Annotated in this window: 21 protein-coding genes; 16 read left to right on the forward strand and 5 right to left on the reverse strand. The window is 66.7% G+C overall.

Annotated features, from left to right (window positions below; translation table 11 throughout):
- Positions 1 to 61 precede the first annotated feature (61 nt).
- Positions 62 to 2,845 (forward strand): bifunctional acetaldehyde-CoA/alcohol dehydrogenase, encoded by a 2,784-nt coding sequence (adhE, locus tag AC1DP3_RS13970; RefSeq protein ID WP_477294253.1) that lies wholly within the window; start codon positions 62 to 64, stop codon positions 2,843 to 2,845.
- 87 nt (positions 2,846 to 2,932) lie between these two features.
- Here the strand turns inward: adhE and AC1DP3_RS13975 are convergent, their stop codons facing one another.
- Entirely contained in the window at positions 2,933 to 3,178 is a 246-nt protein-coding gene (locus AC1DP3_RS13975; protein WP_477294255.1) for a DUF4287 domain-containing protein, read from the reverse strand.
- A gap of 100 nt (positions 3,179 to 3,278) precedes the next feature.
- On the opposite strand from AC1DP3_RS13975, the gene AC1DP3_RS13980 reads away from it, so the two are divergent.
- Positions 3,279 to 4,193 (forward strand): L,D-transpeptidase, encoded by a 915-nt coding sequence (locus AC1DP3_RS13980; RefSeq protein ID WP_477294257.1) that lies wholly within the window; start codon positions 3,279 to 3,281, stop codon positions 4,191 to 4,193.
- A gap of 69 nt (positions 4,194 to 4,262) precedes the next feature.
- Entirely contained in the window at positions 4,263 to 5,258 is a 996-nt protein-coding gene (locus AC1DP3_RS13985) for an aldo/keto reductase (protein ID WP_477294258.1), read from the forward strand.
- A gap of 2 nt (positions 5,259 to 5,260) precedes the next feature.
- Here AC1DP3_RS13985 and AC1DP3_RS13990 read toward each other — a convergent pair whose 3' ends face one another.
- From AC1DP3_RS13990 to AC1DP3_RS14000, 3 genes are all read right to left on the reverse strand, one after another.
- Positions 5,261 to 5,719 (reverse strand): DUF1294 domain-containing protein, encoded by a 459-nt coding sequence (locus AC1DP3_RS13990; protein ID WP_477294260.1) that lies wholly within the window; start codon positions 5,717 to 5,719, stop codon positions 5,261 to 5,263.
- A 124-nt stretch (positions 5,720 to 5,843) separates the two neighbouring features.
- Complete coding sequence (locus AC1DP3_RS13995) at positions 5,844 to 7,742, reverse strand: adenylyl cyclase (protein ID WP_477294262.1); 1,899 nt, start codon at positions 7,740 to 7,742, stop codon at positions 5,844 to 5,846.
- Between the two features lie 228 nt (positions 7,743 to 7,970).
- A complete protein-coding gene (locus tag AC1DP3_RS14000; protein WP_477294264.1) occupies positions 7,971 to 8,375 on the reverse strand; it encodes a DUF7144 family membrane protein in 405 nt (134 codons plus the stop codon).
- A gap of 216 nt (positions 8,376 to 8,591) precedes the next feature.
- Between AC1DP3_RS14000 and AC1DP3_RS14005 the strand changes: the two genes are divergently transcribed.
- Entirely contained in the window at positions 8,592 to 9,902 is a 1,311-nt protein-coding gene (locus tag AC1DP3_RS14005) for an MFS transporter (RefSeq protein WP_477294266.1), read from the forward strand.
- A 28-nt stretch (positions 9,903 to 9,930) separates the two neighbouring features.
- Here the strand turns inward: AC1DP3_RS14005 and AC1DP3_RS14010 are convergent, their stop codons facing one another.
- Positions 9,931 to 10,863, reverse strand: a complete 933-nt coding sequence (locus tag AC1DP3_RS14010) for an NADP-dependent oxidoreductase (protein ID WP_477294268.1) — start codon at positions 10,861 to 10,863, stop codon at positions 9,931 to 9,933.
- 166 nt (positions 10,864 to 11,029) lie between these two features.
- On the opposite strand from AC1DP3_RS14010, the gene AC1DP3_RS14015 reads away from it, so the two are divergent.
- From AC1DP3_RS14015 to AC1DP3_RS14070, 12 genes are all read left to right on the forward strand, one after another.
- Entirely contained in the window at positions 11,030 to 11,329 is a 300-nt protein-coding gene (locus tag AC1DP3_RS14015) for a DUF1905 domain-containing protein (protein WP_477294270.1), read from the forward strand.
- A 293-nt stretch (positions 11,330 to 11,622) separates the two neighbouring features.
- Positions 11,623 to 12,024, forward strand: a complete 402-nt coding sequence (locus AC1DP3_RS14020) for a type IV pilin protein (RefSeq protein WP_477294272.1) — start codon at positions 11,623 to 11,625, stop codon at positions 12,022 to 12,024.
- Positions 12,025 to 12,095: 71 nt separating this feature from the next.
- Positions 12,096 to 12,491, forward strand: a complete 396-nt coding sequence (locus AC1DP3_RS14025) for a type IV pilus modification PilV family protein (protein ID WP_477294274.1) — start codon at positions 12,096 to 12,098, stop codon at positions 12,489 to 12,491.
- A gap of 137 nt (positions 12,492 to 12,628) precedes the next feature.
- Positions 12,629 to 13,015: a hypothetical protein gene (locus AC1DP3_RS14030; protein WP_477294275.1), complete on the forward strand. Its 387-nt coding sequence runs from the start codon at positions 12,629 to 12,631 to the stop codon at positions 13,013 to 13,015.
- A 59-nt stretch (positions 13,016 to 13,074) separates the two neighbouring features.
- Positions 13,075 to 14,655, forward strand: a complete 1,581-nt coding sequence (locus AC1DP3_RS14035; RefSeq protein ID WP_477294276.1) for a bactofilin family protein — start codon at positions 13,075 to 13,077, stop codon at positions 14,653 to 14,655.
- A 5-nt stretch (positions 14,656 to 14,660) separates the two neighbouring features.
- The gene (locus tag AC1DP3_RS14040) at positions 14,661 to 15,476 is read left to right on the forward strand and encodes a prepilin peptidase (RefSeq protein WP_477294278.1); all 816 of its coding nucleotides are present in this window, start codon (positions 14,661 to 14,663) and stop codon (positions 15,474 to 15,476) included.
- A 22-nt stretch (positions 15,477 to 15,498) separates the two neighbouring features.
- Positions 15,499 to 16,539: a pilus assembly protein PilM gene (gene pilM, locus AC1DP3_RS14045; RefSeq protein WP_477294280.1), complete on the forward strand. Its 1,041-nt coding sequence runs from the start codon at positions 15,499 to 15,501 to the stop codon at positions 16,537 to 16,539.
- A complete protein-coding gene (locus tag AC1DP3_RS14050) occupies positions 16,539 to 17,192 on the forward strand; it encodes a hypothetical protein (protein ID WP_477294281.1) in 654 nt (217 codons plus the stop codon). The genes pilM and AC1DP3_RS14050 overlap by 1 nt, the downstream gene beginning before the upstream one ends.
- Positions 17,192 to 17,872 carry a hypothetical protein gene (locus AC1DP3_RS14055; RefSeq protein WP_477294283.1) on the forward strand — a complete coding sequence of 227 codons (681 nt, stop codon included), beginning with the start codon at positions 17,192 to 17,194 and terminating at the stop codon, positions 17,870 to 17,872. The genes AC1DP3_RS14050 and AC1DP3_RS14055 overlap by 1 nt, the downstream gene beginning before the upstream one ends.
- A gap of 1 nt (position 17,873) precedes the next feature.
- Positions 17,874 to 19,007: a type IV pilus twitching motility protein PilT gene (locus AC1DP3_RS14060; RefSeq protein ID WP_477294285.1), complete on the forward strand. Its 1,134-nt coding sequence runs from the start codon at positions 17,874 to 17,876 to the stop codon at positions 19,005 to 19,007.
- Between the two features lie 7 nt (positions 19,008 to 19,014).
- Complete coding sequence (locus AC1DP3_RS14065) at positions 19,015 to 20,247, forward strand: type II secretion system F family protein (RefSeq protein WP_477294383.1); 1,233 nt, start codon at positions 19,015 to 19,017, stop codon at positions 20,245 to 20,247.
- A gap of 45 nt (positions 20,248 to 20,292) precedes the next feature.
- Positions 20,293 to 20,451: a hypothetical protein gene (locus AC1DP3_RS14070; RefSeq protein WP_477294287.1), complete on the forward strand. Its 159-nt coding sequence runs from the start codon at positions 20,293 to 20,295 to the stop codon at positions 20,449 to 20,451.
- Positions 20,452 to 20,453 lie beyond the last annotated feature (2 nt).

The following is a 20,453-nucleotide window of genomic DNA, read 5'->3' on the forward strand; positions in this document are numbered from 1 at the left end:
AGTTCCGAACCCGGAGAAGCAAGGACGCGGACATCGCGTCCGCGCCCGGGAGGAGATCGAAATGTCCACGCCGATCGATGCACTCGTCGCCAACGCTCAGGGAGCGCTCGCCGAGTACGGATCGTTCACCCAGCAGGAGATCGACCACATCGTGCGCAAGGCGTCGGTGGCGGCTCTCAGCAAGCACGGCGACCTGGCCGTGATGGCCGTCGACGAGACGGGCCGCGGCCTGTTCGAAGACAAGGCCGTGAAGAACATGTTCGCGTGCGAGCACGTGACCCACTCGATCATCAACCAGAAGACGGTCGGCGTCATCTCCTATGACGAGATCACGGGCATCACCGAGATCGCCGACCCCGTCGGCGTCATCTGCGCGCTGACCCCGGTCACCAACCCGACCTCCACGGCGATCTTCAAGGCGCTGCTCGCGCTGAAGACCCGCAACCCGATCATCTTCGGCTTCCACCCGTCGGCCCAGAACTGCTCGGCCGAAGCCGCCCGCATCGTCCGCGATGCCGCCGTCGCCGCCGGAGCCCCCGAGCACTGCATCCAGTGGATCGAGGAGCCGTCGATGGAGGCATCCGGGGCTCTCATGAACCACCCCGGTGTCGCGCTCATCCTCGCCACCGGCGGCAATGCGATGGTCCGCGCCGCGTACTCGTGCGGCAAGCCCGCTCTGGGCGTCGGAGCCGGCAACGTCCCCGCCTTCATCGAGCGCACCGCCAACGTGGGTCGCGCCGTCAACGACGTCGTCCTGTCCAAGTCCTTCGACATGGGCATGGTGTGCGCGAGCGAGCAGGCCGTCATCCTCGACGCGCCGATCGCTGAGGAGGCGCTCGCCGAGTTCGAGCGTCTGCACGCCTACCGCGTGACACCCGCCGAGAAGCGGATGCTGGAAGAGTTCATCTTCGGAGTGACCGCCGAGGGCGCCAACTGCGCGCTCGCCAAGCTCAACGCGAAGGTCGTCGGCCAGTCGCCGGTGTGGATCGCCGAGCAGGCCGGCTTCACCGTGCCGGAGGACACCTCGATCCTGCTCGCGGATGTCGACAGCGTCGGCCCGCAGGAGCCCCTCACGCGCGAGAAGCTCGCCCCCGTGCTCGCCGTGCTGCGCGCCGCGACCCCCGCAGAGGGCATCGACCTCGCCCGCCAGATGGTCGAGTTCGACGGTCTCGGGCACTCCGGTGCGATCCACTCGAACGACCAGGAGGTCATCGCGAAGTTCGCGGAGGTCGTGCGCGCGGTGCGCATCATCGAGAACTCCCCGTCGGCGCTCGGCGGCATCGGCGACATCTACAACGCCTTCCTCCCGTCGCTCACCCTGGGCTGCGGCTCCTACGGTCACAACTCGGTCTCCAACAACGTCTCGGCGGTGAATCTCTTGAACGTCAAGCGCGTGGGTCGCCGCAACAACAACATGCAGTGGTTCAAGATCCCGGCGAAGACCTACTTCGAGCCGAACGCTGTCCGCTACCTCGCCGACATGCGGGGGGTCGAGCGCGTCACCATCGTGACGGACGAGACCATGAGCAAGCTGGGCTACGTCGACAAGATCGTGGACGTGCTGAACCGTCGCGAGAACCGCGTCCAGCTGCAGGTCATCAACACGGTCCGACCTGAGCCGAAGGTCTCGGAGGTCAAGGCCGGCGCCGAGCTGATGCGACAGTTCAAGCCCGACACGATCATCGCGCTCGGCGGCGGCTCGCCGATGGATGCCTCGAAAGTGATGTGGCTGCTCTACGAGAACCCCGAGGTGGAGTTCTCCGACATGCGCGAGAAGTTCTTCGATGTCCGCAAGCGCGCGTTCACCTTCCCGGAGCTCGGCAAGCTGGCCAAGCTCGTCTGCATCCCGACGACGTCGGGCACGGGCTCCGAGATGACGCCGTTCGCGGTGATCACCGACGACGAGACGGGCATGAAGTACCCGCTCGCCGACTACGCGCTGACCCCGTCGGTCGCGATCATCGACCCCGTCCTGACCAGGGTTCTTCCGGGCTTCCTGGTCGCCGACGCCGGTTTCGACGCGCTGACCCACGCGACCGAGGCGTACGTGTCGGTCTACGCGAACGACTACACCGATGGTCTGTGCCTGCACGCGATCAAGCTCATCTTCGAGAACATCGAGCGCAGCGCGAAGGCACTGCCCAATTCGACGGATGCTGCAGACATCAAGGCCCGCGAGAAGATGCACAACGCGGCATCCATCTCGGGCATGGCGTTCGGCAACGCGTTCCTCGGAATCGTGCACGCGATGGCTCACGTGACCGGTGCGACCTACCACCTGGTCCACGGGCGCACGAACGCGGTCTACCTGCCGCACGTGATCCGCTACAACGGCAAGGTTCCGACCAAGCTCACCAGCTGGCCCAAGTACGAGCGCTACGTCGCCCCCGAGCGCTTCCAGGAGATCGCCCGTCACCTGGGCCTCCCGGCTGCGACCCCGGAGGAGGGCGTGGAGAGCTACGCCCGTGCCGTCGAGGAGCTGCGCGACAAGGTCGGCATCCGGCGGTCGTTCCAGGCCCAGGGCGTCGACGAGGCGCAGTTCATCTCGAGCCTTCACGAGCTCGCGATGGCCGCCTACGGCGACCAGTGCGCGCCCGCCAACCCGCGGATGCCGATGATCGCCGACATGAAGACGCTCATGGAGGCGGCCTACTACGGCACCTCGTTCGAGGAGGTCCGGGCACACCGGGGAGCCGCTGCCAAGGCCGCGGACTCCACGACGACCGCCCCTCGCGCCACGGCAGCGCCGGCGCCCGCCGCGGTCGCCGCGAAGCCGGTCGCCGGCGCCGTCAAGGCGCCCAAGGCTGCGGCGAAGCGCAGCGTTAAGGCACCGAAGGTCGCCTGACACCTCGCGCCCTGCCCCGTCCCCGCCTCGCGGGGGCGGGGCATTGCTGTGCCCGGCCGTGCCCACAAAGGGGCCGGCGGCACCGGGTCAGCTCGCCAGTTTCGCCTTCACATAGCCGACGATCGCGTTGGCGTGGCCGTGACCCATGCCGTACTCCGACTTGAGCTGATTCACGACCTCCATGTGCGTGTGGTCGTCGAGCCCGTCGGCGGCGATGTCGAGCCAGTCCTGAATCGGGCGGCCGTAGTTCTTCTCGATGCTCGGGAAGTACGACGCCGGGCCTTTGACCTTCTCGTCTGAGGGAGGTGGGGGAGTCACGCGATGTTCCGACATGGTCGCGATGCTAGCGAGGCGTGACGACAAGCGGTGACGGAATCGCGACTTCCGTCGGCCCCGGCTTGCGGCATACCCCTGCTCGACCCACGATGGACGGGTGGGGCAGTCTCGACGGACCGCGTGGATCGCGGTGATCGCCGTCGTCGTGCTCGTGATGGGGCTCGGCGTGTGGTGGTTCGCACGCGCGCCCGAGCCGACAGCATCCGCTCCGTCTCCCTCCCCGACCCGGACGATGACACCGACCCCCAGCCCCACGCCCATTCCCACACCGACCCCCACACCCACGACCCCGCCGGGATTTCCCGCCAACACCACGGCATACGGCCTCGACCCGCTGCCGACGTCCGAGGTCTTCTCGGTCAATCCGGCTGTGGCGGTCGACGACCAGCCGTATGCCGCCTTCACCGGCGAAGCGGCGACGCCCCGCGACTGGGCAGCACCGGTCTTCGCCGACCCGCTGGGTCAGCCCGTATCCAAGGTCCTCCGCGAGTACGTCTTCGGCGGGACGACCGTGCCCGTCGTCGAGCGGCAGGAGAACTGGGTCAAGGTGCTGCTCGCCGGTCGCCAGGCCGTGCCGTCGCAGGGAAATCCCGCCCAGGTGACGGGCTGGGTCAGGGCTCAGGATGTCGAGCTCACCCCGCTGGACTCCATCGTCGAGGTGAGCATCTCGGGCCACTTCATCGACATCTGGCACGGAGGCACGTCCGAGCGCGTCTCGACCGACTTCGCCTGGGGGACGGGCGCCACGCCGACCCCGGTGGGCCGCGCCTTCGTCATGCTCGTGCGCCCTGACCCGTCACTCGGGTACACCCGCGGGCATCCGATCGTCTACCTCTCCGTGCAGTCGCCGACTCTCGATGGCTTCGCCGGATCGAGTGTCGCGGTGACGGCGTTCCACTATCACGACGCGCATTCGGGGCAGATCTCTAACGGATGCCTGCGCCTCGACGCCGCGGCGATCGATCGGCTCGCGCAGCTTCCCGTCGGCACCCCTGTCTTCATCCGCGCCTGATCCGGTCGCTCATGTCGGCCGCAGGGGCCAGGATGGAACGCACCCCCCGCATTCTTGAAGGAGCTCTCCATGCATCAGCGCCCCCTCGGCCGCACCGGTCGACAGGTCTCGGCGATCGGCCTCGGAACCTGGCAGCTCGGCGCCGACTGGGGCGACGTCAGCGAGAGTGATGCGCGGGCAGTGCTGGCAGCATCCGCTGATCGCGGTGTCACCCTCTTCGACACCGCCGATGTCTACGGCGACGGGCGCAGCGAGTCGATCATCGGCGGGTTCCTCGCCGAGCGCCCCGGGCACGACATCGTCGTCGCGACCAAGATGGGCCGGCGCCTCCCGCAGGAGCATGCCAACTACTCGCCCGAGCACTTCCGCGCGTGGACCGATCGGTCCCGTGCCAACCTGGGCGTCGACACGCTCGACCTTGTGCAGCTGCACTGCCCGCCGACCTCGGTCATCGAGTCGGATGCGACCTACGACGCGCTCGACGCCCTCGTCGACGACGGCACGATCAGCGCGTACGGCGTCTCGGTCGAGACGACCGCCCAGGCGCTCGCCGCCATCTCGCGGCCGAACGTCACGAACGTGCAGATCATCCTCAACCCGTTCCGGCTCAAGCCGCTCGACGCCGTGCTCCCCGCCGCCGAGAAGGCGGGTGTCTCGATCTTCGCGCGCGTCCCRCTCGCGTCGGGGCTGCTGTCGGGCAAGTACACGGCATTCACCGAATTCGCCCCGAATGACCACCGCGCGTACAACCGCCACGGCGAGGCGTTCGACCGCGGCGAGACGTTCTYGGGCGTCGACTACGAAGTCGGGCTGGCTGCTGCCGCCGAACTCGCCGCAGCACTCCCCGAAGGCGTCTCGCTGCCGGCGGCGAGCCTCGCGTGGATCGCCTCACTTCCTGGCGTGACGTCGGTCATCCCCGGTGCCCGCAACGTCGCGCAGGCGCAGTCCAACGCCGAGGCCGCGACGCTGCTCGCCGGCGAGGCGTTCGACCTCGCCGCCTTCGACGCGGTGGTGCGGGACGTGTACGACCGCCGTCTGCGCGAGGCGATCCACCCGCTCTGGTGAGTTCAGCCGGCGTCGAGCGCGCCGGAAGACCAGGGGAGTGAGAGGTCCCAGCCGTTCAACGTCGCGAGGGTCACCACCCCGGCCAGGAACAGGACGTTGACGACCACGGTGAGCCAGAACGCTCTGCGGAACGACCGCTTGCGCGTCTTGTGCCGCAAGAGCTGCTGGGCGACGACGGCCCCGGGCCAGCCTCCGAGCAGGCCCAGCGTGAGGAGTGTCCGCTCCGAGGTTCGGCGGTCATCGCGTCGGGCCGCGCGCTTGTCGATCGCGTAGGCAAAGAACGTCAGCACGCTGAGCACCGCGTAGAGGGCCGGGATCCACCAGGGGAGCGAGAGCACGAGGTACGCGACCAGGAACGCACCGGCGAACACCGCGAGCGTGATCCAGCTGAGCGCGGCGGGCAACGGGCGTGAGAGATCGCGGCTCGGGGCTGCGGCGGTGTCACCGGGGCGAGGAGGCATGCGCCTGATGATAGGGCGCTCGCACCCGGCCCCGTGCACGTCCGGGGGTCATTGCCTCGATATGACGGATGCCCCGACCCGGCGTTTCCGCCGAGCCGGGGCATCCGTCACCATTCGAGCAGGCTCAGCCGCCGAAGTCCACGATGAACTGCGGGCTGCCGGAGCTCGGGGCGTCGGCCGTGCCGCCCACCCCGTTCACGACATGCTCGATCGTCCCGGCCGACAGGTTGACCGTCATGATGTGGTGCAGCCGCACGCCCGGGGTCTCGGGAACCGAGAACCCGTTCGCCGTGATGATCGAGGGGTTGTTCTGGTTGAAGACGTACACACCCGCACCCTCGAGCGTGTGCGTCGTGACACCGGCGTCCACGACATAGCCGGGGTAGCCGAGCGTGCCGTCCGGCTGCTGCCAGTCCGCCTGGGTCGGCGGGTCGTACGGCAGCTCGTTCTGGTAGAGGATGACGTGCCCGTTCTCGCCCCTCCAGAGCGTGTTGTACTGCTGGAAGTGCTCCACGAACAGTCCCGTCGCGGTGACGTTGTCGCCGTTCACGATGACGCCGTTGGTGCCGGTGTTGGTCTTCCACCGGTCGGTGTCGCCGTTCACGCCTGCGGTGAAGCCCTCGAGACCGTGGTCTGCGCGCCACACCCAGATGTGGTCGATGAGCACGTTGTCGGAGTTGACCTCGAGTGCCGTCGTCGCCTTGCCGATGTGCGGACCGCCCACCCGGAAGTACACGTCGTTGAGCGTGACCGGGTTGGACGCATCCGCCTTGTTCACGTGTCCGTTGCCGTTCGCCTTGCCGATCCGCATGAGGGCCGGCGAGAGCGTCGTGCCCGCGTCGATCGTCACGCCCGCGATGACAGCGCCCGCGACATCCTTGACCTCCACCGGCACGGCGCCGCCGACCGCGGTGAGCGTCGCGTGACCGAGGCCGAGCACGACAGTGTCGGGGCGCTTGATCTCGATCGTGCGGTCGACGTCATACATGCCCGGCGTGAGGATCAGGTTCTTCCCGCGCGCGAGATTGCTGTTGATCTCCTGCGCCGAGTCGCCCGGCTTGGCGATGTAGAACTCCGAGATCGGGATGCTGCGCCCCTCCGTCTCGCCGTCGGCCCATGAAGTGCCGCGCGATTCCGTCTGCACCGCAGGTACGCGCACCGAGTACGCGCCCGCCTCGTCGACGTAAAGGTAGGGCTTCTCGCGGCTGATCGGTGTCGTGGCGACCGTTGTGTACGGCTGCGCCGGGAAGCTCGAATCATCCGGTGCGCCGATGACGCCCGCGAACACCTGGTTCCACACGCCGTTGGTCCAGGTGCTGACCTCGCTGTTGCGGGTGAGCCACTGCTGCTGCGAGCCGTTGATGGTCGTGGGCAGCTTCGAGTCGGCGATGAACCCGCCGCTCGCATACTGCGGGCCGGCCGTGCAGTAGTCCATCAGCGACAGGTTTCCACCTGAGACGTCGAGGCGACGCAGCGAGACCGCCTGCGACACCGCCCAGAAGTTCGCGCCCGTGCGGCAGCCGCGGTCAGGTGTGCTGATGTGCAGGCTGAGGTTGCCGAGGGTGCGCCAGAAGTTCGTGAGCGCGATGCAGTTCGTGCCCCCGGCGCCGACGCAGCGGTTGTAGACCTCGATGGCGCCCGTGATGGTGACATCATCCGGCGACGCGCCCAGGCCTGCCACCTCGGTGTAGTACCCGACCTCGAACTGCAGGGGAGTGACGGCGTCGCCATAGTCACCGGGCAGGAAGTACACAGCGTGCCGAGCCGACGACATCTCGGCATCGCGCTGCTCATCGGCGAGGTCGTCGAGCGTCTCCTGGATCTGATCGAGGGGAGTATCGGGGCTGAAGACCGTGACGTTCGGACCGAAATCCGGATGCTTCGGGTCGACCACCTGCGGTGGTGCGGCGCTCGCCGGGGCAGCGACCAGCGCACCGGCGATCAAGGCGGTTCCGGCGCATACCGACGCGATGACGCGCGTCCGGTGCCGCGCGCGGCTCCGTGGCTCAGCAAGGGGGTTCATGCGGATGAGTTCCTCTCCGTTGAGGGGCGCGGCGGGTGCCGCACATGATTACTTACCGCACTGTAACCAAATTGGGTGAGTGAATACAAGAGTTGAAGTCATGACGTCTGAGGCTCTATGGAGCGCCCCCACCCGACGACGATTGCGCATCGGAAAGGGTCGCCGGCACAGCGAAAGGGCGCCGCACCCCGAAGGATGCGGCGCCCCTGTTCAGACGCGAAGTCGAACTCAGCGGTCGGCGAGTGCCTTGCCGTGCACGATGAGCGCGTAGATCACGAGGATGTCGAGCGCGATCACCGTCAGCGCCCACCAGGGCGAGACGGGCAGCGTGGCCAGCTGGCTCACGGCGTTGACCGAGACCAGCACGACCGCGGTGATGCGGGCCCAGCTCGCGCCGCGGAGCACGAAGACACCGACGAGGACCATCGCGAGGCCGAGGATCAGGTGCCACCAGCCCCAGCCGGTGACGTCGACCAGCCACAGGCTGCCTTCCGTGGTCAGGAAGTAGGCGCTGGACGGGCCGATGAGAGCGGCGAGTCCGAAGAGAGCGTCGAAGACGCCGGCGATGATCAGGACGATGCCGCCGAATACGGCCCAGCCGACCCAGCCGGACTGCTTCTGGGTGTCGGACATATCGAACCCCTTTCCGAGGTGATTGATACAGCCCGCAGAACCGCGGGATCCACGGGCAGACCGAGTGGCATGCCCTTCAGACTTGATGTTCCCGCGATCCAGATTGCGAGCGTGTGACGGCGCGCCGCCGTTCACCCGACTCGGGTGACGAACGTCGGGTGAACGGTCACCTGACCTGACCGCGCGTTTCCCGAAGTCTCGATTACCCTGATCGGGATGCCGGCACCTCGAACTGCTCCCGCCCCCCGCTTGAAGCCGTGGTCGATGGTGGTCGGGCTGGGCCTGGTGAGCCTGGCGATCGACATGGTCGCCGACGGTGCGGCATCCGTCAGCGGTGCCCTGCTCGAGCAGCTCGGCGCGACCGCGCTGCTCGTGGGACTCGTCACGGGCGGTGCACAGGCGCTCGCCCTGGTGCTGCGGCTCCTCACGGGGCCCTGGGCTGACCGCACCGGCGCGTATTGGGGCTTCACGATCTTCGGATACGCCCTCACCGCGGTGTCGGTGCCGCTGCTCGCGTTCACTCCGCTTCTCGGCGCGGCGGGTCTCGCCGTCGCAAGTGCGCTGCTCCTCGTCGAGCGCACGGGCAAGGCGATCCGGTCGCCTTCCAAGACGGTTCTCCTCGCAGATGCCGCGGGCGCCGTGGGGCTCGGCAAGGGGTTCGGCGTGCACAAGGCGCTGGACCAGATCGGCGCCTTCACGGGCCCGCTCCTGGTGGMAGCCGTGGCCGCGATCACGGGATCGCTGTCGCCGGCCTTCCTCGTGCTCATCGTCCCGGCCGTAGTCGCGATGATCCTCCTGTTCTGGCTCCGGGCAAAGGTTCCCGATCCGAGCATGTACCGCGATGAGAAGCCCGTCGCTGAGGTGGGGGAGGGCGCGGGGGCGGCAGTTCTCGAGACGCCGATGGATCCCGATGCGGTCGAACCTGGCGAGGCACCGGCATCCGTCCCTGCTGCATCTGCGGATTCACCGGCGACCTTCCGCACGTTCATGCTCTTCTCGCTCTTCGCCGGGCTCACGACCTTCGGGCTGCTCAGCTACGGGATCGTGTCGTTCCACCTGGTCGATGCCGAGCTCGTACCGGTCGCCGCCGTCCCGTTGGTGTACGCGCTCGGCATGGCGGCGGCAGCGCTGTCGGCGCTCGCGACGGGCTGGGGCTATGACCGGTGGGGGCAGCGCGTGCTGTATGCCGTTCCGGTTATGACCGTCTTCGTGCCCGGTCTCTCGCTCGGCCCGACGCTCGGCTTCGTCCTCGCGGGCGTGGTGGTGTGGGGTGCCGCCACCGGGGTGCAGGACTCCACCGTCAAAGCTCTCGTCGCCGACCTGGTCCCCGGTCGCCGCCGCGGTTCGGCCTATGGCTGGTTCGCCGTGTTCCAGGGCGTCGGTGCACTCGCGGGTGCGGTCGTGGCCGGCGCGCTGTACGCGAATGTGCCGCTGCTCATCGCTCTCGTGGCGGTGCTTCAGGTCGCGGCGCTGGTGCTGCTCGCGATCGTGCTGCGCCGGCGGCGCCAGACGCGCGCGGCACGCTGAGCCACCGCGCCGAGCACAATCCTGGTCGCTAGGGGATCAGGACGACGATGTTTCCGAGCGTCTCGTGCCCGAACTCCTCGAACGCCTGACCGACTCCGTCGAACGGATGCTCCCGGTCGACGATGACGCGCAGCGCGCCTGAGTCGACCAGATCGACGAGCGCCTGCAGCGCCTCCGCGCTGGGGTAGGCGGCGATCGGCGCGAACTGCAGCCGCTCGGCATCAGGGAACATGTCGGGGGAGTAGAGGATCGGCGAGATGAACAGGCCGCCGTCCTTCACGAGCGGCGCGATCTCGGACGGGTCGCCCTTCAGGTGTACGGCGACGTCGACGCCGTCCGGGGCGACGTCATGGACGGATGCCGCAAGCTCCGCGTAGTCGACCGCGTGCGCCGCACCGAGCTCGCTGAGCAGCTCGCGCCCCTCGGGTGTGCGCCCGGTGGCGATCACCTCCGCTCCCGCCGCCGATGCGAGCTGCGTGAGCAGGGTTCCCACTCCGCCGGTCGCGCCCACGATGAGCACCTTCTTCCCTGCCGGCTCACTGATCGTGGCGAGGCACGCGAGCGCGGTCGACCCCGTGTGGGCCAGCGAGGCCGCCTCCGCGTCCGTCAGGATCTCGGGCGCCACGATCAGGCCGCCGGCGACGAAGGCCGTCGTGTATTCGGCGAAGGCCCCTTCGCGCAGGAACGGCTTCGAGACCACTCCGAGCACGCGGTCACCCACGGCGATCGTGTCGACGCCGTCTCCGACAGCATCCACGATTCCCGCGAACTCCCGCCCAAGCACGACCGGATACCGGTACTCGAAGAACCCCGCCATCCACCCGGCTGCGACGGCGATGTCGAATCCGTTGATCGAGGCCGCACTGACCCGGATCCTGGCCTCGCCCGGCTCAGCTTCCGGAATATCGAGGTCGACGTGTGCCGGCTGTTCCCCCTGCGCGGCGACTGCATATGCCTTCATGGCATGCCTGACTCTCTGCGCGCCCGTCCACGGCGGGTTCCGCGGGGTGAGGAGGCGCTCACGCCCGGTATAGACCCGCCGAGCCGGTGCCGCAAGAGGGCGTGCTTTCCCTCGACCGGGCGCCTTTCGCGCTCGCCGTGACCGCCACGCCGGTAACCTCATCCGCATGATCGTGCAGTTCGACGGCGAGATCTACCGATGGGATGCCCGGCTCACCGACTCCTGGTACTTCACGGCCCTGCCAGCCGAGCTGAGCGCCCAGATTCGCGAGATCCCTCGCCCGCAACGCGGCTTCGGTTCTGTGCGTGTGCTCGCCCGGGTCGGGGGCTCCGAGTGGCGGACGTCGATCTTCCCCGACTCGGCCCAGGGTGCCTACGTTCTTCCCCTGAAGAAGGCGATTCGGGATGCCGAGGCCCTCGTCGACGGAGGTTCAGTGCTCGTTCGGCTCGAGATTCTCGACGGGTAGAACTCGGTCCTGACCTGGGTGAAACCCGGTCTCGGCTCGGCGCCGTTGCCTGATCGTGATGATTCCACCTTGACGTTTGATGAGAATGCTCTCATGCTTGCTGGCGGGAGGGGATTCGCGCTTCGCGTGTATCTCATGACCCAGCTCTGCTGGGATACGTAACTTGGGGATCACTTGGGGCCGGCTGCTTCGTGCGCCGGAATTATGCGTGACTGGGGTTGTCGAGACCGTGTTGGTTCCAACCGGTCAATGCAGAGCTGTGCAAATTCGTCCTCAAATAAGGAGATACGCACGTGCGTGCAACCATTCAGAACTATCGCGAGGCCGCAGAGGCGCGCCGCGAAGAAGAAGGCAACGACAAAGGGTTCTCGCTGATCGAGCTCATCATCGTCGTGGTTATCCTCGGCATCCTGGCAGCGATCGCAATCCCGATCTTCTCCAACATCCAGGACCAGGCCCGCCTCAACGCAGTTAAGTCGGCGGCAGCAAATGCGGCTACCCAGTGGTCCAGCGGACTCGCGGCAAACCCGACCGTCGTTAAGGCCTACACCACGGGGGACGCGACGCTTGTGGTTTCCGGACAGCCCGCCACCACTGACACGATCGAAAGTGTCTGCGCGTCGGCCTACAGCACAAAAATCACCGCGGGTGTCGGTAGCTCGACCACTCCGTTCAAATCCGGCCCAGGCTGCTAATCGCCTGATCTGTTCGTGCGGCTGGGAAGCTTCGGCAACCCAGCCGCACTTACTCAATCCTGGGGGATCCCGTGCGTCGAGCGTATGACGAGGGCTTCGGCCTGGTCGAGGTCATCATCGCGATGCTCCTGCTCGGCGTGGTCGCCGTCGCGATTCTCCCCGCGCTCTGGCAGGGCATGCAGTACTCCGCCCAACAATCTTCCGTCGCCACAGCAACTCGTCACCTCAACTCGCTCATCGAGAAGGTCCGAGATGACCCGACCTGCGCCAGACTGCAGAGTCTCGACGATGCTGCCAACGTCACGGCTGATGGCCGCGGTGGCACTCTGACACCTCGCTTCAATCCAACGGGCAACCCCGCATGCCCCACCGCTACAACTGGCGGAACCGTGACTTTCACCCTCGAGATCGTGGGCCAGAGCAACGTCATCCAAGCCAGCACACGAGCGATCGTCTACCTTCCATGAGCATTTCCCCTTGCCGTAGGGCCTCCGACGACGGGCTCGGGCTGATCGAACTCGTCGTTGCGATCGTCGTGAGTGGGATCATCTTGCTGGCAATTGCGTCCATTTTCGTGAACTCTTGGAAGACCCAGGAAGAAGTCTTGAGCGTCTCGCAATCGACGAACCGCGGACAGTTGGTCGGCGCCATGATCGAGCGCTCCGTCCGCAATGCGCGCTTCGTCGACGTCAGCCCCGATGGCCGCCGGTTGCGCGTGCTGACCTCGCTCGGCGGAGGCCTCAAGTGCCAGGGCTTCGCGGTCGTCGGCGGCGCGGTCAACGTCTCGGCGAACTCCTCCACGCTGCCGACGACGTGGCCCGCATGGGCCCCGCCCATCAGCCCCACGAACTCCGCACCGTACTTCTCCCAGTCGGTTGACGGTGTCGTCACTTATCGACTCGACCTTGACACCGACTCGGCGCCGGTGCGCATCTCGGGCACGGTCATACCGAGGTCTGCGCTCCTTTTAACGAATGGTGGATGCTGGTGATCGCTCAACTGAGGCAGCGTCTCCGCGCACACGCGGGCGATGAGAACGGCGCGATTTTGGTGACTGTAATCGTGGTGATGTTCGTCGGCTTCATCGTGGCCTCGACGATCGCGGCGTCCGTAATCTTCACGATTCGTTCGAACGACGGCAACAAAGACCGAACGGACGCGTTCATCGCGGCGGAGTCCGGTCGAGACGTCGCTGTAGCAGCGGTCAAGGCCGGCTGCTCGCCCGCGAGTACAACGCTCACTGGAGCGAACCCGATGTACAGCACGACCATCTATTCGACTGCCGGAACCCAGCCCAGCTCAGCGACAGACGCTGGCGTCGCCGTCGGCTGCCCTTCCGCCACCACGAAGTACGTGGTGCTTCGTTCCACGGGCACGGGACCGGACGGCTCGAGCGTCACTATCGACTCCGTGTATCCATGGGCGGTCACGTACTCGAACGTGCCGGGTGGTGTCGTCACCTACTTCTCGGGCAGTGTCTCGCAGAGCGTCTCGCACTATACCGGCGACCTTGTGCTGCGCAACGGTAACTGGACCTGTCCGAATGGCGGCACGCTCACCGGCGACCTCTACGTGCTCAGCGGCACCGTCACCCTCAGCACGGGGTGTGTCATCAACGGCGACATCTACGCGAACGGCAACGTCGCGAGCACCTCGCAGGACTGGCATGTCAAGGCACGCGGGACGATCAGTGCCGGAAACGTCACCACGAACGGAACGGTCTCGTTGGACTCGAACGGCGGGGCCAGCATTGCTGGGTTGATCTCAGCGAAGGGTCAGATCAAGCTGAATCAGACAGGCGTCGGTACCGCCACCGTCGGCGGCACGGTCACATCCACTCTCGGGGCCGCGGGCACAATCGTGGATGTGGCTGCCGACACAGGGTCGCCGGGTTGGATCACCGGAGCAGTCACAGCGGCCGCCGGTGCGCTGCCGGTGTTCGACCCGACGCTCGACTGGCTGAAGGCCGCGACGAAATGGATCGACCTCGACGGAGKCTCGGGCTGGGGCACGCCGACGCCCACGAGCTGCAGCGACCTGCAGAACGAGAATTCGCTGACGGCTATCGTGAAGCCGCTGCTCGGCGCCGGAACGACTCCGCTCGTCCTGAACTACAGCTCCTGCAACAAGGATGTGAAGCTGGACTTAACCGGTTCGGTTCCTGTTACACGCGATGTTGTGGTCATCGCGCCCAAGGATCAGCTCCTGGACGTCACGCTCGGAGGCTTGACGACCTCGACGACGACGGGGTACCAGCTCATGTTCGTCCACTCGGACGGCAACCGCGACGACACGGACGCCGCCGGTGACCCGAAGCCGACCTGCGGAAGTACGGRAACCCGTAATACCGAGGACCGCTTCGGAACGACCGKATCGATCGCGTCGAACATCAACGTGATGATCTACTCGCCCTGCGGACTCAATGGAACCGTCACTGCGAGCTTCTCGGGCCAGCTTTATGCGGACGACACCACCAACTTCCACTCGGGCTCGTCCTACACGTGCAAGCCGATGAGTTGGGGCACGGCGCTGCCCAACCTCGGTTGTGCGATCAAGGGCCCCGGAAGCGTCATCGACTCCACCACCCTCGTCTACAGTCTCGACGAACTCGTCTACCAGACCGAGAAGTAATGCGCATGCCTCTCGTGATCCCCTTCGTCGTCGCTGTCTCCGGCATACTCGGCCTTCTCATCGGGTCGTTCCTCAATGTCGTGGCCGTGCGGGTGCCCGCAGGAGCGTCCCTCATGCGCGAGAGTCGCTGCCCGCGGTGCGATGCCGCCATCAAGCCGTGGCACAACGTTCCCGTGCTCGGGTGGCTCGCGCTCCGCGGGCGCTGCGCATCATGCAGCCAGCCGATCTCGGGTCGGTACCCCATCGTCGAGGCGATCACTGGCGCGCTCTTCGCGCTCGTCGCCTGGCTCATACTCGCCACCAGCACGACGCCCCTCCCGGCGACTCTTGTCGTGCTGGTGGCGTTCCTCTACTTCGCCGCGATCAGCGTCGTGCTGACGGTCATCGACCTCGACACGCACCGGCTGCCAAACGCAATCGTGCTGCCGAGTTATGTGGTTGCCGCTGTGCTCTTCACGACCGCGTGCGTGCTCGGCGTGGACTGGAGCCACCTGCTCGGCGCCGCCATCGGCATGGCGGTCCTCTACGGGTTCTACTTCGTCATCCGCCTCTTGCGGCCGGACGGCATGGGAGGGGGTGACGTCAAGCTCGCGGGGATCGTCGGAATCTACCTCGGCTGGCTCGGCTGGGGCGCACTCGCCGTCGGAGCATTTGCGGCCTTCGTGCTGGGCGGAATCTTCGGTCTCGCGCTGATCGCTGCGAAGAGAGCCCGCCGCCGCACAGCGATCCCCTTCGGCCCGTGGATGATCGCGGGCGCCTGGGTGGGCATTGTTTTTGGGCAGGCGCTCGGCGCCTGGTATATGAGTCTGCTCGCGGTCTGAGCAGGCGGGGGAGGGATACGACATGGCATCGACCTTGGTCGGGCTCGAGATCACAGAAGAGTGCGTGCGCGCCGTCGAGGTGAAGCGCGGGCGAACGCCGGTGCTCCTCGCGGCGGGAGAAGTAGCGCTTCCGAAGGAGGCCGCGCGCGACTCCGAGGTGATCGACCGCGACGTCGTCGCGATGGCGGTGCGGCAGCTGTGGGCGACGGCCGGCATCAAAGGTCGAGAGGTGACGCTTGGAGTCGGCAGCCGCCGCATCCTGGTGCGCGAGTACACGACCCAGGCGATGGCGCCGGCGATGCTCAAGCAGGCGCTGCCTTACCAGGTGCAGGATCTGCTGCCCGTGCCCGCGAACCAAGCCGTGCTCGACTTCTATCCCCTCGGGCAAGAGGGTGATCAGCTCTCAGGGCTGCTCGTCGCTGCCGTGGCCGAAACGATCGAGCAGCTCGTCGAGACCACCAACCGTGCGAAGCTCACCACGCAGGCCGTGGACCTCGTGCCCTTCGGACTCGCGCGGGTCGCGAAGCGCATCGCCGTGCCGGGCGACACCGTCGCGATGATCCATATCGGCGACCACACCACACATGTCGTCATCGTGACCGACGGCATCCCCCACTTCGTCCGGATGATCCCCGTTGATGTGCCGACGGCTGCCACGCGGCGAAGCGATGAGGCGCTTCTCGCCGCATCCGAAGTCGCGGTCGAGGAGCTCGCGTACGAGACCGTTCCGCCGATGCCGTCGAGCATCACGCGCACCCGTGCGAACATCCGCACGGGCGGCGCGGTCGATCCCGCCATCGGCGACCTCATCACTCGCATCCGCAGCACGATCTCGTTCTTCGCCGGTCGGGAGCACTCCCCGCGCATCACGACGGCGTGCGTGAGCGGTGGGGGCTATCTCGCCCACGGCGTCGCAGACGCGCTCGCGAAGGCTTTCGACATTCCAATCCGTCCGGTGCAGGTATCCGACGTCGTCAAGATCAAAACAGGCGTCTCCCTGTCGGATGAACTCGCCTTCAACGGCGTGAGCACCCTCGGAATCCTGCTCGGAGAGGCGAACTGATGTCGAGCACAGCTCCCGCGTTCCCGCTCGCCGGTGTTCCCCGCGTCAATCTCATGCCGCCGCTCGAGATTGAGCGGCGCAGGCGAGGATCGCTCGTACGTGTCTGGGCATGGATCGTTCTGGCGGCGATGCTTGTGGCGGCCCTCGTCATCGCAGGCGCCTTCGCGCTCAAGTTCGCGGCTGACCAGGCACTCGTCGCAGAGCAAGCTGAGACCAATGTCCTCCTCAGCGAGCTTTCGAGCCTCTCGCCGGTCAGCAGCGCTCTTGCGACGGAACGCGAGCTCACCGAGTTCCGCGCCGATGCGATGGGGGCGGACTTCGCGTGGGCGCCGGTGGTGGCGGCTGTGGCTAGCGCACTGCCGGCCGATGTGCGGCTCACGGGATTCGATCTCACTGCGGGCGGTATCCCGCAGGCGGACGACCCGACGACCGAGGTCGGGCTCACAGGCACGATGACCCTCGAGAGCCCCAACCCGATCGACTTGCCCGCCACAATTCGTCAGCTGCGCGGGGTCGCGGCGGTCGATTCCGTCGACGGTCGCTCATTGCTGACCGGTTCGCAAAATGTCGGCACGTACAGCTACCAACTCGACATCGTGTTCGATCAGTCGATCTACTCCGGTGAGTACGACCTGGCGGAAGGAGGCGAGTGATGTCCCGCTCGATCATCAACGTCCTCGGTGTCCTCGCCACACTGGGCGTCCTCGCGCTCGGCATCCTGCTGGTCGCGATGCCGCTCGGCTTCCAGGCACTCGAGGTCTTCGGTCAGACCGCGGCCGTCGTCAGCACGAATGCCTCTTTTCAAGCGCAGATCGACACGCTCGGTGAAGAGGAGGACCGCCTCGGCGAGACTCAGGCGTCGGTCGTCGACCTTCAGACGCAGATCACGCCGCAGAACCAGCTCGACGATGTGTTCGAGGTGATCGCTACGGCGGCGGAGACGGCGGGGGTCACGATAACCTCCGTGACGGCAGGCGACCCAGTGGCTTTCGTTGAGCGGACCTCCGCAACGGCGATTGACGAGGTCGCGGGCGGTGCGGAGCAGCCGGCGGCGCCGACGGCGGACGCCACGCCGACGGACGCCACCGCGGGTGCCGCGAACACGGATACCGCTGCCCCCGCGGATTCAGCCCCGCTATCGACCGGCCGCACGCAGGTCGACTTCGCCATCGCCGTGACGGCGAGCGACCTGGATCAGGTGACAGCCTTTCTCGACGCCCTGCGAGCCGGACCTCGGCTGCTCGGGCAGGTGCAGACCACGGTGACGCAGACCGGAACGGGTTTCGACGTGGCGGTCACGGGGCTGACCTTCGTGCTCACCGAGGAAGGCTGACATGAGTACTTCGGCACTAGACGGACTGCTCGCGGTTGCCGCGCGGTACGACGCATCCGATGTCCATCTGACCGCGGATGCCGCCCCTCTTATGCGTTCCGACGGGGACCTCGTCGGTATCCCGGGCTACACCGATCCCCTTTCCGCACTGTGGGTCGAGTCGGCCGCCTTCGGTCTCATGGGTCCGGGACAGCGTGACGAGTTCGAAGAGCGCCACGAGGTCGACCTCGCGCACGCGTCCGAAGAGCTCGGCCGGTTCCGCGTCAACGTGTTCCGTCAGCTCGGCTCGATCGCCGTGGCGCTGCGCTTCATCCCCGAGCGGGTCTTCACCCTCGAAGAGCTCGGCGCGCCGGCGATCGCCTATAACCTGGCGCTGAAGCCGCGCGGACTCGTGCTGCTGACAGGGCCCACGGGGTCGGGCAAGTCGACGACGCTGACGGCGATGGTCGACATCATCAACAACACCCTGCCGGCGCACGTCATCACGATCGAGGATCCGATCGAGTTCCACCACCAGAGCAAGCGGGCACTCATCCATCAGCGCGAGATCGGCGCCGACACGGCATCGTTCGCCGAAGCGCTGCGTCGGATTCTCCGACAGGACCCCGACGTCATTCTCATCGGCGAACTCCGCGACCCGGAGTCGATTCGGGCCGCCCTGTCAGCTGCCGAGACGGGTCACCTCGTGCTCTCGACCCTGCACACGCAGGGCGCAGCGAAGTCCGTCAACCGCATCGTCGACGTCTTTCCGAGCGATCAGCAGCATCAGATCCGCACGCAGCTCGGCGACACCCTGCAGGGCATCATCAGCCAGACGCTGCTRCCGCTCTCGCAGACGAGCGGGCGCACCATCGCGACCGAGGTGCTGATCAACACCCCCGCTGTCGCCAACCTCATCCGTGAGGGCCAGGTCGCGCAGCTCTACACCGCGATGCAGGCGGGTGCTGAGGTCGGCATGCACACGCTCGACCAGGACCTGCGCCGACTCGTCGAAGAGGGTGCCATCGCGCCGCAGGTGGCGCGTCAGTTCGCGGTCGACCCGGCGTATCTCGACGGCGTGCACGTGCGTCCGCGCGACCTCGATGCCGAGGCGTGGTCCGTCCACGCGTCCGAGCACATGATCCGGGGGATCTGACGTGGCAATGGTGCAAGAGTTCACATACCGTGCGATCGACCCGCGCGGTGGCGCCATCGTCAAGGGGTCGATGGAGGCGGCGAGCGAATCCGCTGTGACGGGCAAGCTCCGTGGGCAGGGTCTGACGCCCCTCGACATCACCGTGGTGTCTAAGACGGGTCTCAATCGAGAGATCAGGCTCCCAGGCTTCGGCGGGACCGTCAAGGCCAAGTCACTCGCGATCTTCACCCGCCAGATGTCGGGCCTGCTCAAGGCAGGGCTACCGCTCATGCGGACGCTCGCGATCCTCATCGAGCAGACGGAGGACAAGAAGCTGCAACCTGCGCTCGTCGCGRTGCACGCTGATATCGAGGCCGGCCAATCGTTCTCGAACGCGCTGGGGCGGCATCCCGAGATCTTCCCGCCGCTCTTCATCAGCATCGTGCGTGTCGGTGAGACGGGTGGCTTCCTCGCGCGGGCGATGCACTCGCTTGCCGAGAACTACCAGAAAGAGGCGGAGCTCCAGAACAAGATCCGCGCTGCGGTGACGTACCCGACGATCGTGCTCATCATCGCAGTCCTCGGCGTGCTCGCGATGGTGACGTTCGTCGTTCCCGTATTCGAGAGCATGTTCGCCGGGCTGGGTTCCTCGCTGCCGTTACCGACACAGATTCTCGTGAACATCTCGCGCAACATGTGGTGGATCCTGCCGCTGCTCATCGTGTCGGTCGCGGCGGTCGCGATCTGGTGGCTGCGCAGCAAGAACAAGGAGAGCGTCCGCAAGGTCGTCGATCCGTTCAAGCTGAAGATGCCCGTGTTCGGCAAGCTCTTCACGAAGATGGCGGTCGCGCGCTTCAGCCGCAACCTCTCGATGATGCTCGATGCGGGCGTGCCGATCATCCAGGCCCTCGCGATCGTCGCGCAGGCCTCGAACAACTGGGCGGTCGAGCGGGCCATTCACGACGTTCAGGAGTCCGTGCGGCAGGGGCGCTCATTCTCCGCTCCGCTGTCGAAGGCGAAGGTCTTCCCTGCGATGGTGGCCCAGATGGTCGCGGTCGGTGAGGAATCGGGAACGCTCTCCGAGATGCTCGCGAGCATCGCCGATTATTACGAGGACGATGTCGAGACGGCGACGTCGCAGCTCTCCGCGACTATTGAGCCTCTGCTCATTGTCGGGCTCGGCATCCTCATCGGCTCGATGGTCATTTCGCTCTACCTGCCGATCTTCACGCTGTACGGAGAGATCAGTAAGCAAGGCTAGGGACTGCGGGATCGCCTCTGGGAAGGCGGAAACGTGATTGCGCGGATGGACTTCTGGCTGCATCTTTCGATGTTCGCCGGTGTAGCGCCCGCTGAGTCAGCGAGGCTAGTGGGCGCGCGCGGCACGGCGATGAAGCGGCTCGCCGCTTTCCTCCTGCGGGTCGGCGCGATCGCCCCCGAGGTCAATGTCGTAGGTACGTTCTAGTC

This window comes from Microbacterium sp. P5_B6 (assembly GCF_056400345.1).

Bases quoted from the DNA above. Each gene is read 5' to 3' on its own strand.
- AC1DP3_RS14050 (WP_477294281.1), top strand. From the start codon at position 16,539: ATGTCGAGCACAGCTCCCGCGTTCCCGCTCGCCGGTGTTCCCCGCGTC.
- AC1DP3_RS14070 (WP_477294287.1), top strand. From the start codon at position 20,293: ATGGACTTCTGGCTGCATCTTTCGATGTTCGCCGGTGTAGCGCCCGCT.
- AC1DP3_RS13975 (WP_477294255.1), bottom strand. From the start codon at position 3,178: ATGTCGGAACATCGCGTGACTCCCCCACCTCCCTCAGACGAGAAGGTC.
- pilM (WP_477294280.1), top strand. From the start codon at position 15,499: ATGGCATCGACCTTGGTCGGGCTCGAGATCACAGAAGAGTGCGTGCGC.
- AC1DP3_RS14055 (WP_477294283.1), top strand. From the start codon at position 17,192: ATGTCCCGCTCGATCATCAACGTCCTCGGTGTCCTCGCCACACTGGGC.
- AC1DP3_RS14000 (WP_477294264.1), bottom strand. From the start codon at position 8,375: ATGTCCGACACCCAGAAGCAGTCCGGCTGGGTCGGCTGGGCCGTATTC.
- AC1DP3_RS13995 (WP_477294262.1), bottom strand. From the start codon at position 7,742: ATGAACCCCCTTGCTGAGCCACGGAGCCGCGCGCGGCACCGGACGCGC.
- AC1DP3_RS14040 (WP_477294278.1), top strand. From the start codon at position 14,661: ATGCCTCTCGTGATCCCCTTCGTCGTCGCTGTCTCCGGCATACTCGGC.
- AC1DP3_RS14010 (WP_477294268.1), bottom strand. From the start codon at position 10,863: ATGAAGGCATATGCAGTCGCCGCGCAGGGGGAACAGCCGGCACACGTC.
- AC1DP3_RS13990 (WP_477294260.1), bottom strand. From the start codon at position 5,719: ATGCCTCCTCGCCCCGGTGACACCGCCGCAGCCCCGAGCCGCGATCTC.
- AC1DP3_RS14015 (WP_477294270.1), top strand. From the start codon at position 11,030: ATGATCGTGCAGTTCGACGGCGAGATCTACCGATGGGATGCCCGGCTC.
- adhE (WP_477294253.1), top strand. From the start codon at position 62: ATGTCCACGCCGATCGATGCACTCGTCGCCAACGCTCAGGGAGCGCTC.